Below are 14563 nucleotides of genomic sequence, written 5' to 3'. Positions count from 1 at the left end.
CCCCGCCGCCCCGCCGCCACGCCCCGCCCTCCTCCACAGCTCCCGACCCCGTACGCCGGGGCCCTGTGGACGAGCGGCGCGGAGGGTCGGCGCGGCGTGCGAGCGTGGTCCCCCCGACACCGACGACAGCCTGGGAGGACCCCGTGCAGGACCCCGACATCTGGGAGAGCGACCGACGGCAGGGCTGGTTCGAGCCGTCCGCGGCGCCGCGCCACCCGCGGCCCGGAGGGGTCGGTGAGCACCGCCTGACCCACCTGGTGCTCGTCGACGGCCGCCTGGTCGACGCCTGGAGCGAGCCGGTGGAGCACACCGACTGGGAGCACGTCGCGCGGCGGCACGACCAGGAGCGGCGGCCCCTGCCGCCACCGCCTCCCCCACCCCCGCCGGCGCACGAGCAGGTGCAGGCCTGGTTGGAGCGGGTCTGCGGGGGGGCGCGAGGCCCTGGAGACCCTCGACGACCTCCCGCTGGACGACGACGGCACCGACCTGCCCGACACCCTCGAGGACCTGCCCCTGCGGCGCCGCGCCGAGGGAGTCGGGGAGCTCCTCGACGCCGTGGCCGCCGCGCACCTCGACGTCGAGTCGTCCTACGCCCTGCGACGGGCCCTGGTGGCGCTGAGCATCCTGGAGCCGGAGGTCGTCACGGGCGCGCGGTCGGCCGCGCACCTCGCCGGGGGTCTGTGCTGGGCCGTGGGCCGGGCCAACGGGTGGTTCCACCCCCACGGGTCGCTGCGCCTGACGATGGTCCAGGACGCCCTCGCCCTGCCCGGCTCGCCCGCCGCGGTCGGCGGACTGGTCCGGCGGGCCCTCGTCGGTCTGCGGTGGGGCGACCTGGAGGGCCGCGAACGACCGCGGGAGGCGCCCGACCTGCTGCCGCTGGGCAGGCCCGACCTGCTCACGGCCGCGACCCGGGTCCGTCTGACGCGGCTGCGCGAGCGGGCCCGGGAGGCGCGCGAGGTCGCCTGACCGGGCGCTCAGGCGACCAGGAACCCCTCGCGGACGAGCTCGGCGACGACGGGGAGGTACTGCGCGCGCAGGTCGGCGGCGTCGCGGTCGAGCAGGTCGGCGACCGCGTCGAGGATCTGGCCGATGCTCAGCTCGCCGTCGCAGGCTCCCGCCAGGGCGGCCTCGACGGTGTCGACCTTGCGCGCGCGACGCAGCCCGCGCTGCTGGCGCAGCACGATGGTCTCGGGATCCTCCGCGCCCGGCGCGCCGACGGTCTCCTGGAGGACGTCGACGCGCAGCACGAGTCGGCTGCCGGCCTCGACGACGACGTCGGCGGCCCGGCCCCAGTCGCGTACGGCGGGGGCCACCGGCTGCTCGACCTCGTAGGGCCAGTCCAGCAGCGTCCGCGCGGCGGTGTCCGGCGCGGCCGACGCCCCGCGGCGCAGGTTGATCCAGCCGAAGCCGACGGCCTCGACCCCCTGCTCGTCGAACCACGACAGCCAGGTGTCGTAACGACGCCGGTAGTCCTCGGCGCTCGCGCCGCCGGTGCTCGGGTGCTGCCCGGCGTCCTTGAGCCACAGCTCGACGTAGGCCGCGGGGTCGAGGACCTCGCGCTGCACCACCAGCGCGTCGCAGTCGTCGCCCACCCAGCCGGCGAGGCGCTCGTCCCACGGCGTGTCGCGGGCGATGACCCAGTTGGCCAGCACCTGGCACCAGCCGCCCTCGGTGAGGTGGTCGGGGGCGGCCCGCACGATGTCCTCGACCACCCGGTCACCGGGCAGACCGGAGTCGCGGTAGACCAGCCGCTCGCCGGTGGCGGGGCTGATGACGAAGGGCGGGTTGGTGGCGATCAGGTCGAAGCGCTCCCCCGCGACGGGCTCGAAGAAGGACCCGTCGCGCACGTCGACGCGGTCGGCGACGTCGTTGAGCGCGGCGTTGAAGCGGGTCAGGCGCAGGGCCTTGGCGTTGACGTCGGTGGCGACGACGCGGCCGCTGTGGCGCGCGAGGTGCAGCGCCTGCACGCCGCACCCGGTGCCGAGGTCGAGGCTGCGGTCGACCTCCTCGCGCAGGGTGAGCTGGGCCAGGGAGGTCGAGGCGGGGCTGATCCCGAGCACGTGGTCGCCGCCGACGCGCTGCGGCAGGCCGTCGAGGCCCGGGGTGAGGTCGCTGACGACCCACAGGTGGGTGGTCTCGTCGGCGTGGTCGGTGGCGTAGGGGCGCACGTCGAGGCGCGCCGCGACCTCGCCCACCGACTGCTCGACCAGACCCTGCGCGGCCATCGCGTCGAGCAGCCCCGGCAGCGCGCGCTCCGCGGCGTCGCGCGAGACGGCGGTCTGGAGCAGGAAGAGGCGCACCAGGGTCGCCAGCGGCGAGCCGTCGCCCGTCGCGAGCAGCCCCGGGGTCGTCTCGTTGCGGGCCAGGGCGTCGTGGGCCTGGCGACCCAGCAGGCCGGCCACGGCGTCGTAGGTGAAGTCGGCCCTGACGAGGGCCTCGCGCAGGAGGTGGGGAAGGTCGCTCACGCAGGCGAGCGTAGGCCCCGACGAGAGCGACCCGCCCGGTCGGGGACCGGGCGGGTCGGTGCTCACAGCTCGCGCTGGACGGTGGGCGTCGGGTCGACGTAGCCGTCGGTCGGGGGCGGCGGTGGCGCGCTCGGCGGCGTCGGCTCGTCGCCCATCGCGGTCTCGCGCTGCTTGGAGATGTAGACCGCGACCGCGATGACGACGACGGCGGCGAGCGCGATCGCGACGCGCAGGACGTCGTTCTGGTCCTTGCCCACGCTGAGGGAGACCACCGCGCTGGCGATGAGCAGGGAGACGAGGTTCATCACCTTGATCAGCGGGTTGATCGCCGGGCCGGCGGTGTCCTTGAAGGGGTCGCCGACGGTGTCGCCGATGACGGTGGCGGCGTGGGCCTCGGAGCCCTTGCCGCCGTGGTGGCCGTCCTCGACGAGCTTCTTGGCGTTGTCCCAGGCCCCACCGGCGTTGGCGAGGAAGACCGCCATCAGCGTGCCCGTGCCGATGGCGCCCGCGAGGAAGCCGGCCAGGGCGGTCGCGCCCAGCCCGAAGCCGACGGCGATCGGGGCCAGCACCGCGAGGATGCCCGGCGTGACGAGCTCGCGCAGGGAGTCCTTGGTGACGATGTCGACGACCTTGCCGTACTCCGGGCGGCCGGTGCCCTCCATGATCCCGGGGATGTCGCGGAACTGGCGGCGCACCTCGTAGACGACCGCGCCGGCCGCACGGGCGACCGCGTTGATGGCCAGGCCGGAGAAGAGGAAGACCACCGCGGCGCCGAGCAGCACGCCGACGAGGACGGCGGGGTTGAAGACGCTGAAGTCGAGGAGGTTGGCCTCCTCCAGGCTCGGGTCAGCGTCGGCCAGGGACTCGAAGACCGAGGTGGCGTAGGACCCGAACAGCGCGGTCGCGGCGAGCACGGCCGTGGCGATCGCGATGCCCTTGGTGATGGCCTTCGTGGTGTTGCCGACCGCGTCGAGCTCGGTGAGGATCTGCGCCCCCTCCTCGCTGACGTCGCCGGACATCTCCGCGATGCCCTGGGCGTTGTCGGAGACCGGGCCGAAGGTGTCCATGGCGACGATGACGCCGACCGTGGTCAGCAGACCCGTGCCGGCCAGCGCCACCGCGAAGAGCGACACCGTGAGCGCGGCGCCGCCGAGCAGGTAGGCCCCGAAGACCGCGGCCCCGATGACCAGCGTGGTGTAGACCGCCGACTCGAAGCCGACCGAGAGGCCCGAGAGGATGACGGTGGCCGCGCCCGTGAGCGAGGTCTTGCCGACGTCCTTGACCGGGCGGAACTCGGTGCCGGTGTAGTAGCCGGTGAGGGCCAGGATGCCGGCCGACATCACGATGCCGATGACCACGGCGGCCGAGGCGATGAAGCGGGGGTCGCCGTCGGCCTGGGCCAGGTCGGGGGCGATGTTGGCGAACTCCGAGAAGCTGCCGGGGAGGTAGACGTAGGAGAGCAGCACGCTGGCCACGGCGGCGATGCCCGAGGAGAGGTAGAAGGACCGGTTGATGGTGGTGAGGCCGTTCTCGCCGGCCTTCGGGCGGGTGAGGTAGACCCCCGCCACCGCGGTGAGGGCCCCGATGGCCGGGATGAGCAGCGGGTAGACCAGCCCCTGGTCGCCGAAGGCCTGCGAGCCCAGGATGAGGGCCGCCACGAGCGTCACGGCGTAGGACTCGAAGAGGTCGGCGGCCATGCCGGCGCAGTCGCCCACGTTGTCGCCGACGTTGTCGGCGATGGTGGCGGCGTTGCGCGGGTCGTCCTCGGGGATGTTGTTCTCGACCTTGCCCACCAGGTCGGCGCCGACGTCGGCGGCCTTGGTGAAGATGCCGCCGCCCACGCGCATGAACATCGCGAGCAGGGCCGCGCCGAAGCCGAAGCCCTCCAACACGTCGGGGGCCTCGTCCTGGAAGAAGAGCACCACCAGGCTCGCGCCCAGCAGGCCCAGACCGACGGTCAGCATGCCGACCATGGCCCCGGTGCGCAGGCCGATCGTCATCGCCGGCTCGCGGCCCGAGGTCTCGGCCGCGGCGGCGACGCGCAGGTTGGCCCGCACCGCGAGGTTCATGCCCAGGTAGCCGACGGTGGCGGAGAAGCCGGCTCCCACGACGAAGAAGACCGAGCGGAAGATCCGCACGACGGTGTCGTCGGCGGGCAGCAGCAGCAGGGCGAAGAAGGCGACGGCGGCGAAGATCGCCAACGTCCGGAACTGTCGGGTGAGGTAGGCGTTGGCGCCCTCCTGCACGGCCTGGGCGATGGTCTGCATGCTGGCGGTGCCCTCACCGGCGGCGAGGACCTCCCGGCGGAACATCGCCGCCATCGCCAGCGCACCGAGCGCGACGAGGGCGACGATGACGACCAGGACGAGATTGCCGCCGGAGAGCTCCACGACCAAGGGTCGGATCCCCGTCATCTGATTCCTCCTACGTGCTGGGTGAGCGAGCGGTGGAGTGAACGATCAGGCGCAAGAACGTGATCTGCGTCTCACGGACGAGCCGGAGTCTACGCACGCCGATGCCCGCCAGTGCACGACTATGTGGCGTGGGTCACACGTGTCGGCCGTGGGCACGGGTCGCGGCCGACCCCGACGGCGGTCGGGTCCGGTGCTCCCAGCGAGGAGGGGGAGGTGCAGGCGGGCGGTCCTGAGGACGGGTCAGCTGGCGGCCAGCGCGGCGTCGGCGCTGTCGTGGATCATGAAGACCTTGGCCAGCCCGGTGATCCGGAAGATCTTCAGCAGGCGGTCCTGGGTGCAGACCAGGTGCAGCGAGCCGTCGTGGGCCCGGACCTTCTTCAGCCCGCCGACGAGCACGCCGAGGCCCGTGGAGTCGAGGAACTCGACGGCCTCCATGTCGACCACGAGGTCGTAGGTGCCGGCGGCGACCAGCTCGGTGATCTTGTCGCGCAGCTTGGGGGCGGTGTAGACGTCGATCTCGCCACCGACGGCAACGATGGTCTTGCCATCGACGTCGCGCGTCGCAAGAGTGAGGTCCACGTCTACTCCCATGTCGGCCTGCGGAATCCGTGCCAGTCGAGCTGGCGGACCTCGTGAGGGCGGGCGACGCCACGACACTCGGCCAGCCATATGAAACCACGCTCGCGGCCCCGGCGCACAAAAAGGGTAAAGGTCGGACGCCCGCGCCGCGCTGCGCCCCGACGCAGCGCCCTGGCCGCTCCCGGACAGTGGCACGAAGGCCCCCGCGACGGCCGCCACCGGTCCGCGCCGCCCGGCCCTGCGGGGCCTGTCGGTGGACCCTGGGACACTCGGATCCATGACCGCCGCCCTCCCCCTGCGCCCCCGAGCCGGTCTGGTCGACCGCCTCGCCGCGGTGCCGGGCCGCGAGGACCGCCTGACCCACGTCGAGGAGCTCGCCGCGCGCGATCCGCGCCACGCCCCGTGGCCGACCTGGGTCGCGTCCGACGTGCGGGCCGCGCTCGAGGCGCGCGGGGTCGAGCGGCTGTGGAGCCACCAGGTCGAGGCCGCCGAGGCCGTGCGGGCCGGGCGGCACGTGGTCGTCGCCACCGGCACGGCGTCGGGCAAGTCGTTGGCCTACCAGCTGCCGGCGCTGACCGCGGTGCGCGAGTCGCGGGGCAGCCGGGGACAGCGCGGCGCGGGGGTGCTCTACGTCGCCCCCACCAAGGCGCTCGCCCAGGACCAGCTGACCTCGCTGCGCTCGCTGGGCCTCGACGTGCGCGCCACGACCCACGACGGCGACAGCGGCCGCGACCAGCGCGACTGGGCCCGCGAGCACGGGGAGTACCTCCTCACCAACCCCGACATGCTGCACCGCTCGATGCTCCCGGGCCACGCCCGCTGGGCCGGATTCCTCGGCTCGCTGCGCTACGTCGTGGTCGACGAGTGCCACCACTACCGCGGCGTCTTCGGCGCCCACGTGTCCCACGTGCTGCGCCGGCTGCGACGCGTGTGCGCCCTGCACGGCGCCGACCCGACCTTCGTGCTGGCCTCGGCCACGGTGGCCGACCCGGCGGCCGCCGCCCACCGCCTCACCGGGCTCGACGTGGAGCCGGTCACCGACGACGGGTCGCCGCGGGGCCGGGTGTCGGTGGCGCTGTGGGAGCCGCCGCTGACCTCCCACACCGGCGAGAACGGCGCCCCGGTGCGCCGCGCCGCCACCTCGGAGGTCGCCGACCTGCTCGCCGACCTGGTGGTCGACGACGTGCGCACGCTGGCCTTCGTGCGCTCGCGACGGGGGTCGGAGCAGGTGGCGATGACCGCGGCCGCCCTGGTCGGCGAGGTCGAGCCGTCCCTGGCCCGCCGGGTCGCGGCCTACCGCGGCGGCTACCTTCCCGAGGAGCGCCGCGCGATCGAGACCGCGCTGCGCGACGGGTCGCTGTGCGGGCTGGCCGCCACCAACGCCCTCGAGCTCGGCATCGACGTCAGCGGCCTCGACGCGGTGCTGATGGCCGGGTTCCCCGGCACCCGCGCCGCCCTGTGGCAGCAGGTGGGCCGGGCCGGGCGCGGCGCCCAGGACGCCGTCGGGGTGCTCGTGGCCCGCGACGACCCGCTCGACACCTACCTCGTGCACCACCCCGACGCCCTCTTCGGGCCTCCCGTCGAGGCCAGCGTCTTCGACCCCGGCAACCCCTACGTCCTGGCCCCCCACCTGTGCGCGGCCGCCCAGGAGGCCCCGCTCACCGCCGACGAGCTGGACCTCTTCGGCCCCACCACGCGCGGCGTGCTCGAGCAGCTGGTCGCCGGCGGGCTGCTGCGTCGCCGACCCCGCGGCTGGTACTGGACCGACGCCCGCCGCGCGGCCGACCTGGCCGACATCCGCTCCACCGGCGGCGCGCCGGTCTCGCTCGTCGAGGCCGGCACCGGTCGCGTGATCGGCACCGTCGACGGCTCCAGCGCCCACGGCACCGCCCACCCCGGAGCGGTCTACGTGCACCGCGGCGAGACCTGGCTGGTCGACTCCCTCGACCTCGAGGAGCACGTCGCCGTCATCCACCGCGCCGACCCCGACTACTCCACCTCCGCGCGTGAGGTCACCGACATCTCGATCGTCGCCGAGCGGGCGCACCGCACCTGGGGGCCGTGCCGCCTCAGCGTGGGCGAGGTCGACGTGTCGCAGCAGGTGGTCTCCTTCCTCAAGCGACGCCAGCCCGGGGGCGACGTCGTCGGGGAGGAGCTGCTCGACCTGCCGGAGCGGGCGCTGCGCACCACCGCGGTCTGGTGGACCGTGCCCGCCACCACCCTGGCCGCGGCGGGCCTGGCCGCCGACGACCTGCCCGGGGCCGCCCACGCCGCCGAGCACTGCTCGATCGGCCTGCTGCCGCTCTTCGCGACGTGCGACCGCTGGGACATCGGCGGCGTGTCGACCGCGATGCACCCCGACACCGGCGAGCTGACGGTCTTCGTGCACGACGGCCACCCGGGCGGGGCCGGCTTCGCCGAGCGGGGCTTTCACGCCGCCCGGGCGTGGCTGACCGCGACCCGCGAGACCATCGCGACCTGCGAGTGCGCCGACGGCTGCCCCTCCTGCGTGCAGTCGCCCAAGTGCGGCAACCAGAACAACCCGCTCGACAAGGCCGCCGCGGGCCGGCTGCTCGACCTGCTGCTCACCGGCGCCGACCCCGACGGGCCCGCCGCCGGGGCCTGAGACCGGCCACGACCGTCGCGCCCGCGTCAGGCCGGGCCCGCGCGGGCGACGCCCACGGGATCGGCGGACCGGCCCAGCCACCGCGGCCCGCGCACCAGCGCCTCGACCTCCACCTCGGCGCCGGTGACCGTGCACCGCACGGCCTGGGCGCCGTTGTCGCCCGCCACCCGGGCCGCCGCGGAGCAGGCGTCCTCGCCCTGCTGCAGGGCGCCGGCCCCGGCGAGCGCAGCGAGGTCGGCGGCGGCCTGGGCCGAGCGGTGCGCGGCGAAGACCGCCCCCACCGTGCCCAGCGCCGCCGCCACCAGGAGCAGCACCCCGAGCAGGGCGACGCCGAGCACCGTGGCCGCGCCGCGCTGGCCGCGGTGCCCCCGCTCCCCCCGCTCGCCCCGGTCGGGCGCGACCGGCCCGCCGGCGGGCCTCGTGACCGGGACGGTCACACGCCCACCTCCACCGCGGCGACCGCATCGGCGGCCACCTCCGCACCCGGCAGCGACCCGACGACTCCCCCCGGGCCGTCGAGTCGCGCGGTGACGGTGACGGTGACGGTGTCACCCGAGCGGACCACCGAGACGGTGGCGCCGCTCGGAGCCACCCGGCGCGCCGCTGCCACCGCGGCCGCCTCGCCGTCGCCCCGCGCCGCCACCCGCGCTCCCTCCCGGGCCGCGTCGACCACGCGGACCTGGCCCAGCACCAGCGAGAGCACCCACACGAGGGCCGCGGTCACGGCCACCATGGCCGGCAGGACCATCGCGGCCTCGGCGGTCACGGCGCCGCGCTCGCCGCGTCGGGGCGACGGCTCCCGGTTCATCCGATGCCCAGCAGCCCGAGCACGTGGTCGAAGAGCCGGGTGAGGAGCTGGTCGCCGAAGCCACCGGTCAGCATCTTGTAGAGCAGCCCGGCCAGGCCGGCGCCCGCAGCGGTGCCGACGGCGTACTCCGCGGTGGTGATGCCCGCCTCGGGGGCCGCAACGCGGGTGCCGGCCGGCGACGCTGCCGGGGACCCCGCCGGGGACGCTTTCGCGGACGCTTCCGTGGACGCGGCGTCCGGACGGGTGCCGGGCACGGCGTAGAGCGCCGGCCGGCGACGGCGGCCGGTCCGCGAGACCGGCCACGGGCCGGGGCGGTCGACGCCCGGGCGCGCCAGGCGGAGGGCCCGGGGCGGGCGAGGCGCCGACGCGGGGGCGGTGCCGGAGACGGGGGCCGCGTCGCCGACGGCGGTGCCGGAGGCGGGGGCCGCGTTGCCGACGGCGGTGCCGGCGGCGGTGCTGGCTGCGGTGCCGGCGGCGGGGCTGGCGGCGGTGCTGGATCCGGGGACGGGGCCGGCAGGGGCCGTGTGGTGCTCGGCGGTCGTGGTCATCTCTCTCCTCGCGTCGTGGCGCCGCGGGCGCGGCGCCGTGTCTCGACCCTGCCGCCGCCGACGCCTGGCGGTGCGGCCCGCGGCCGAGGCTGTGGAGGGCCCGGCCGCAGGGTGGTCGTGTGCACGGTTGGTGGTCAGGTCGCTCACCACGCGAGGCTCTCGAGCAGGCCCGCGACGACCGGCACGATCCCGACGAGGAGGAAGGCCGGCAGCAGGCACAGCCCCAGCGGGGCGGCCGCCCGGACGCCGACGGCCCGGGCGCGGTCCTCCACGTCGGCCCGGGCGGAGCGCGCCAGCTCCTCCGCGAGCCGCTCGACGGCGGCGACCACCGGGGCGCCCGTCTCGTGGGCCCGGCCCAGGGCCCTGCCCAGAGGGGCCAGGTCGGCGTCGGCGGTGACGAGGCGCCAGACCTCGCCCGGGTCGAGGCCCAGGCGCAGGCGGTGGACCGCCGGCTCCAGACGCTGGGCGGCGGGCCCCGGGAGCGCAGCGGTCGCGAGCTCCACGGCGGCCCCCGGCGAGGCCCCGGCCCCCAGCGCGGAGCCCACGAGCGCCACGAGGTGGGGCAGCTCGCGCCTCACCGCCTCGCGCTCGCGTCGGGCGGGCGCCGGCTCGGCGCGCCCGACGCCGACCCACACCGCCGCGCCCACGGCCGGGGCCAGCACCGCGCCGGCCGTGCCGGACACGAAGGCCCAGGCCCCGACCGCGCCGAGGAGCGACCACAGCAGACGGTGGCGGTGCAGCCAGCCCACGCCCGACGCGCCGCCGTCGGCCGCAGCGGACCCGGCAGGGCCGCCCCACGCGTCTCCGGAGCGCGGGTCGGGAGGCCGCGCCGGGCTCGGCAGCAGCAGCGCCACCGCCGCCGCTGCGGCGAGGGCCGCGAGGAGCCCGGGCGTCACCGGCCCTGCTCCACCGACCGGGCGATGGCCTCGACCCAGGCCACACCGGCCAGGGCGCAGGTCACACCGGCGGCCAGGCAGGCCAGGCCGACCGGCTCGCCGAGCAGGAAGCCCCAGGGGTCGCCGCCGGCACCCGACCCCATGGCGAGCGCGAGGAGCGGCAGTGCGGCGACGAGCTTGACGGTGGCCCGCACCGAGGCGAGCTCGCCGCGGACCACCCGCTCGGTGGAGCGCACGGCGCGCAGGTCGACCGCGACCCGGTCGACCGCGGCGGCCAGACCCACGCCGGTGCGGTGGGCGACCTGCCACGCCGCGGCCAGCAGGCGCAGGTCACCGGCGCCCGGCTGCCGCGCGACCGTGCGCCACGCCTCGGCGACGTCGGTGCCCAGGCGCAGACTCTCGGCGACCGGGGAGAGGGCCGACCACTCCTGGGCGGCGTGGCCGAGGGCCAGCACCGGCGGCCGCCCGGCCGCGAGCTCGGCGGCGAGCCGCTCGCAGGTCTCCAGGACCCGGGTGGAGGTGCGGTGCGCCTCGCGGGCGGCGCGGCGGGCGGCCCAGAGCCGGGCCGTGGCGCCCGCGGCGCCGGCGAGCACCACGGCCAGCGCGACGGCCGCGGGGCCCAGCGAGGCGGCGAGGAGGAGCAGCGCCACGACGCCGACGCAGGCCGGCACGACCCGCCCGGGCGTCGCCCGCCCCGCCCCGCCCCGCGCGGTCGCGACCCGGGGCCGCGGAGGCAGCAGGAGGGCGACGGCGAGCGCGGCGGACACGGCGGCGAGGCACGCCACCGCGGCCGCCGGCGCACCGTGCGCCACCCAGGTGGCGGGGCCGGCGCTCGTCACGGCCGCGACCCGGGCGCGGACCCCGCGCCGGGGTCGGCGCCGGGGTCGGCGCCGGGGTCGGCGTCAGGGTCGGTGAGCAGGGCGGCGAGACGGTCGGCCGCAGGACCCTCCACCAGGTCGCGGTCGCCGTGCGGCGCAGGTGGCCCCAGCCGGGCCGCGACCTGCATCCGCACGATGCCGTCGGCGCCGCGGTCGGGCACCGCCACCTCGACCAGCCGGCGCACCCCGTCGCCACCGCGGCGCAGGTGGAGGACCAGGTCGATGCCCGAGGCCAGCTGGCTGTGGGCCGCCTCGCGGCCGAGCCCGGCCGCGAGGGCCAGCGCCTCGACCCGCGCCGGCACGTCGGTCGCGGAGTTGGCGTGCAGCGTGCCGCAGCCGCCCTCGTGGCCGGTGTTGAGGGCCGCCAGGAGGTCGACGACCTCGGCGCCCCGGACCTCGCCGACCACCAGCCGGTCGGGCCGCATGCGCAGGGCCTGACGGACCAACTCGCGCACCTCGATGCCTCCGACGCCCTCGATGTTGGGAGTGCGCGCCTCGAGCCCCACGACGTGGGGATGGACGGGACGCAGCTCGGAGGAGTCCTCGACCACGAGCAGCCGCTCGGCGGGGTCGACGAGGGCCAGCAGGGCGGCCAGCAGCGTGGTCTTGCCCGAGCCGGTGCCGCCGGTGACCAGGAACGCCCGACGCGAGGCCACCACGGCCCGCAGCAGGTGGGCGGCGTCGGGACCGACCGCGCCGGCGGCCTGCAGGGCGTCGAGGTCGAGGGCCCGGCGGGAGGGCACGCGCAGGGAGATGGTGGTGCCGGGGCGGGCCACCGGGGAGAGCACGGCGTGGAAGCGGGTGCCGTCGAGCAGCCGCAGGTCGGCGCAGGGGCTGGCGTCGTCGAGACGGCGACCGGCCAGCGCGGCCAGGCGCTGGGCGAGGCGTCGCACCGCCTGGTCGTCGGGGAAGCGCACCCCGGCGGGCTCGAGACCGGCCCCGCGGTCGAGGAACACCTGGTCGGGGCCGTTGACCAGCACGTCGGTGACGCCCGGGACGCGCAGCAGGGGCTCGAGCGGCCCGGCACCGACGACGTCGCGGCGCAGCGCGTCGTGCACGGCGAGGACCGTGGCGTCGCCGACCGGGCGCCCCGTGGCCCGCAGCGCCTGGGCCACGCGGTGCGGGGTCAGCTCGCCGGGCTCGGCGGCCAGCCGCTCGCGCACCGCCTCCACCGTCTCGGCCGGTGGCGCGCCCACCTGCGGGGCCTGGAGCCCGGTCACTCCGGTCGTGCCGGTCATGCCGGTCATGGCGTGGCCCTCGTCCGCAGCGGGGCGGGCACGGCGCCGAGGACCTCCCCCATCGGCCGGGCCAGCGGGCTGCGCCGCCCGTGGACCGGCCCCAGGCCCAGGTCGCACCACTCGCGCAGCCGGCGCACCTCCGGCACCACGGCGAGCACGGGCAGGCCGGTCGCGCGGGTCACCTCCGACGCCGTCAGGGCCCGGCCCCGCACGACCAGGGCCACCCCACCGGCCTCGCCCGTCACACCCCCACCGCCGGCCTCCGCGGCCAACCGGTCGCACAGCCGCGCCGCGGCGGTGACCCCGGGCACGGTGGCGCTCACGACCACCACGACGAGGTCGCTGCGGGCCCTGACCTCGCCGGTGGTGGCGTCGAGGACGCGCGGCAGGTCGACGACGACGGTGTCGTGCCCGCGACGCGCCGCCGAGACCACCTCGCGCACCGCGCCGGGATCGAGCGACTCGGCCCGGCCGGCGGCCCAGCCGAGCACCCCGAGGCCCTCGCGCCGCGGCAGCGCCTCGCGCAGCGCCCGCGAGCTCAGCCGGCCCGTGGTCTCGGCCACGGAGCCCCAGCGGACCCCGGCCGCCCGCTCGAGGCCCAGCACCCGGTCGGCGCCGGGACCCAGCGGGTCGAGGTCGACCACGAGCGACGTGCCGGCCGCGGCCGCCACCTGACCCAGCGCGCAGGCCACCGTCGTGGCCCCCGCCCCGCCCGAGCCGCCGACCACCGCGATCGTGCGCCCCGGCGAGGCCCGCCCCTCCCCCAGGTCGGTCAGCACCTCGGTGAGCCGCCCCGGGGCGGCGCCGACCGCGAGCACCGACTCCGCCCCCAGCTCGAGGGCGGTGCGCAGACCGGCAGGTCCGACGTCGTCGAGAGCGAGCACGTGCACCTGCCCCCGCCGGTCGGGCCCGAGCCGGGCCAGTTGCGGAGCCAGGTCGACGCCCACCAGCACGACCGGGGCGGTCGACCAGGCCCGCAGGGCGCCGGCCACGTCGTCGGTCGCGTGGGGCCGCGCGCCCGCCGCGGCCGCGAGCCGGGCGACCTCGTCGAGCAGCAGCGGGTCGCGGGTGAGCAGCAGGGGTGCGTCCATGCCGGTGAGCCTCACCCGCCGTCACGCCGTACGCCGCGCCTGCGGCCACCGCTGTGGACAGGGCCGCGCGCCGGCCGCCCTGGGGACGACTCGTGGTCACCCGTGGCACTCGCCCGCGCGCCGCCCGCGGGGTCCCTATGCTGGAGCCATGCCGGGAGCGGCCTTCTTCGACCTCGACAAGACGATCATCGCCAAGTCGAGCGCCATGGCCTTCACCAAGCCCTTCCAGGCCGGGGGCCTGATCTCCCGGCGCGCCGTCGTGCGCTCGGCCTACGGCCAGTTCGTCTACCTGACCGGCGGCGCCGACCACGACCAGATGGAGAAGATGCGGCACTTCATGTCGCAGCTGGTCGCGGGGTGGGACGTCGCCACGGTGCGCGAGATCGTCGCGGAGACCCTCCACACCATCGTCGACCCGTTGGTCTACGAGGAGGCGGTCGGCCTCATCGAGGAGCACCACGCCGCCGGGCGCGACGTGGTCATCGTCTCCACCTCCGGCAGCGAGGTCGTCGAGCCGATCGGGGCCATGCTCGGCGCCGACCTCGTGGTGGCCACCCGGCTGGAGGAGGTCGACGGCCGCTACACCGGCGAGATCGCCTACTACGCCTACGCCGAGGAGAAGGCCGCCGCCATCCGCGCGCTGGCCGAGGAGCGCGGCTACGACCTCGCGGCCAGCTACGCCTACAGCGACTCGATCACCGACACCGCGATGCTCGAGGCCGTGGGCCACCCGCACGCCGTCAACCCCGACAAGGACCTGCGCCGCATCGCGGTCGCCCGCGACTGGCCCGTGCTCGTCTTCACCCGACCCGTGGCCCTGCGCTCGCGGCTGCCCGGCGGTCGCTCGACGCTCGCCGCGCTGGCCGTCACCGGGGTCGTCGCGGTGGGCGGCGCGGTCTGGGCAGGCACACGCCGCCGGCGACCTACCGCCGGGTAGGTCTTGTGCTCCAGGTCACACCGGCGTACACATGGAGTCACGAGGCCAGCAGGAGCGGGAAGGCCTCACCGGCCCGGCAGGAC

At 76.7% G+C, this 14563-nt stretch carries 13 protein-coding genes; 3 read left to right on the top strand and 10 right to left on the bottom strand.

Annotated features, from left to right (window positions below):
- Positions 1 to 555: 555 nt before the first annotated feature.
- Entirely contained in the window at positions 556 to 966 is a 411-nt protein-coding gene (locus tag M3673_RS16540; protein WP_251534985.1) for a hypothetical protein, read from the top strand.
- Between the two features lie 8 nt (positions 967 to 974).
- Here the strand turns inward: M3673_RS16540 and M3673_RS16535 are convergent, their stop codons facing one another.
- From M3673_RS16535 to M3673_RS16525, 3 genes are all read right to left on the bottom strand, one after another.
- A complete protein-coding gene (locus tag M3673_RS16535) occupies positions 975 to 2465 on the bottom strand; it encodes a methyltransferase (protein ID WP_251534983.1) in 1491 nt (496 codons plus the stop codon).
- A 62-nt stretch (positions 2466 to 2527) separates the two neighbouring features.
- Positions 2528 to 4879, bottom strand: a complete 2352-nt coding sequence (locus M3673_RS16530) for a sodium-translocating pyrophosphatase (protein WP_251534981.1) — start codon at positions 4877 to 4879, stop codon at positions 2528 to 2530.
- Between the two features lie 240 nt (positions 4880 to 5119).
- Entirely contained in the window at positions 5120 to 5458 is a 339-nt protein-coding gene (locus M3673_RS16525) for an anti-sigma factor antagonist (protein WP_193665901.1), read from the bottom strand.
- Positions 5459 to 5735: 277 nt separating this feature from the next.
- Between M3673_RS16525 and M3673_RS16520 the strand changes: the two genes are divergently transcribed.
- Complete coding sequence (locus M3673_RS16520) at positions 5736 to 8084, top strand: DEAD/DEAH box helicase (RefSeq protein WP_251534979.1); 2349 nt, start codon at positions 5736 to 5738, stop codon at positions 8082 to 8084.
- A gap of 26 nt (positions 8085 to 8110) precedes the next feature.
- On the opposite strand, the gene M3673_RS16515 is transcribed toward M3673_RS16520, so the two are convergent.
- The 7 genes from M3673_RS16515 to ssd form a co-directional block, all read right to left on the bottom strand.
- A complete protein-coding gene (locus tag M3673_RS16515) occupies positions 8111 to 8521 on the bottom strand; it encodes an Rv3654c family TadE-like protein (protein ID WP_251534977.1) in 411 nt (136 codons plus the stop codon).
- Positions 8518 to 8850 carry a TadE family type IV pilus minor pilin gene (locus M3673_RS16510; RefSeq protein ID WP_251534975.1) on the bottom strand — a complete coding sequence of 111 codons (333 nt, stop codon included), beginning with the start codon at positions 8848 to 8850 and terminating at the stop codon, positions 8518 to 8520. Before M3673_RS16510 ends, M3673_RS16515 begins: the two co-directional genes overlap by 4 nt.
- Positions 8851 to 8888: 38 nt before the next feature.
- Positions 8889 to 9440 (bottom strand): DUF4244 domain-containing protein, encoded by a 552-nt coding sequence (locus tag M3673_RS16505; RefSeq protein WP_251534973.1) that lies wholly within the window; start codon positions 9438 to 9440, stop codon positions 8889 to 8891.
- 143 nt (positions 9441 to 9583) lie between these two features.
- Complete coding sequence (locus M3673_RS16500; RefSeq protein WP_251534971.1) at positions 9584 to 10336, bottom strand: type II secretion system F family protein; 753 nt, start codon at positions 10334 to 10336, stop codon at positions 9584 to 9586.
- Positions 10333 to 11175 (bottom strand): type II secretion system F family protein, encoded by an 843-nt coding sequence (locus M3673_RS19735; protein ID WP_308196170.1) that lies wholly within the window; start codon positions 11173 to 11175, stop codon positions 10333 to 10335. Before M3673_RS19735 ends, M3673_RS16500 begins: the two co-directional genes overlap by 4 nt.
- Positions 11172 to 12452, bottom strand: coding sequence for a TadA family conjugal transfer-associated ATPase (locus tag M3673_RS16490; RefSeq protein WP_251535288.1), 1281 nt, complete (start codon positions 12450 to 12452; stop codon positions 11172 to 11174). The genes M3673_RS19735 and M3673_RS16490 overlap by 4 nt, the downstream gene beginning before the upstream one ends.
- 5 nt (positions 12453 to 12457) lie before the next feature.
- Positions 12458 to 13543 carry a septum site-determining protein Ssd gene (gene ssd, locus M3673_RS16485; protein ID WP_251534970.1) on the bottom strand — a complete coding sequence of 362 codons (1086 nt, stop codon included), beginning with the start codon at positions 13541 to 13543 and terminating at the stop codon, positions 12458 to 12460.
- Between the two features lie 148 nt (positions 13544 to 13691).
- Here ssd and M3673_RS16480 point away from each other — a divergent pair, with 148 nt between their 5' ends.
- On the top strand, positions 13692 to 14480 hold the full coding sequence (locus tag M3673_RS16480; RefSeq protein WP_193665888.1) for an HAD family phosphatase: 789 nt from the start codon (positions 13692 to 13694) through the stop codon (positions 14478 to 14480).
- The last annotated feature ends 83 nt before the right edge of the window (positions 14481 to 14563 follow it).

Origin of the sequence: Nocardioides sp. P86, from assembly GCF_023712465.1 — a bacterium.
GTDB classification, from domain to species: Bacteria; Actinomycetota; Actinomycetes; order Propionibacteriales; family Nocardioidaceae; genus Nocardioides; species Nocardioides kribbensis.
Note: the sequence above shows the minus strand (reverse complement) of the source record. Positions and strands in the feature narration are given on the sequence as shown.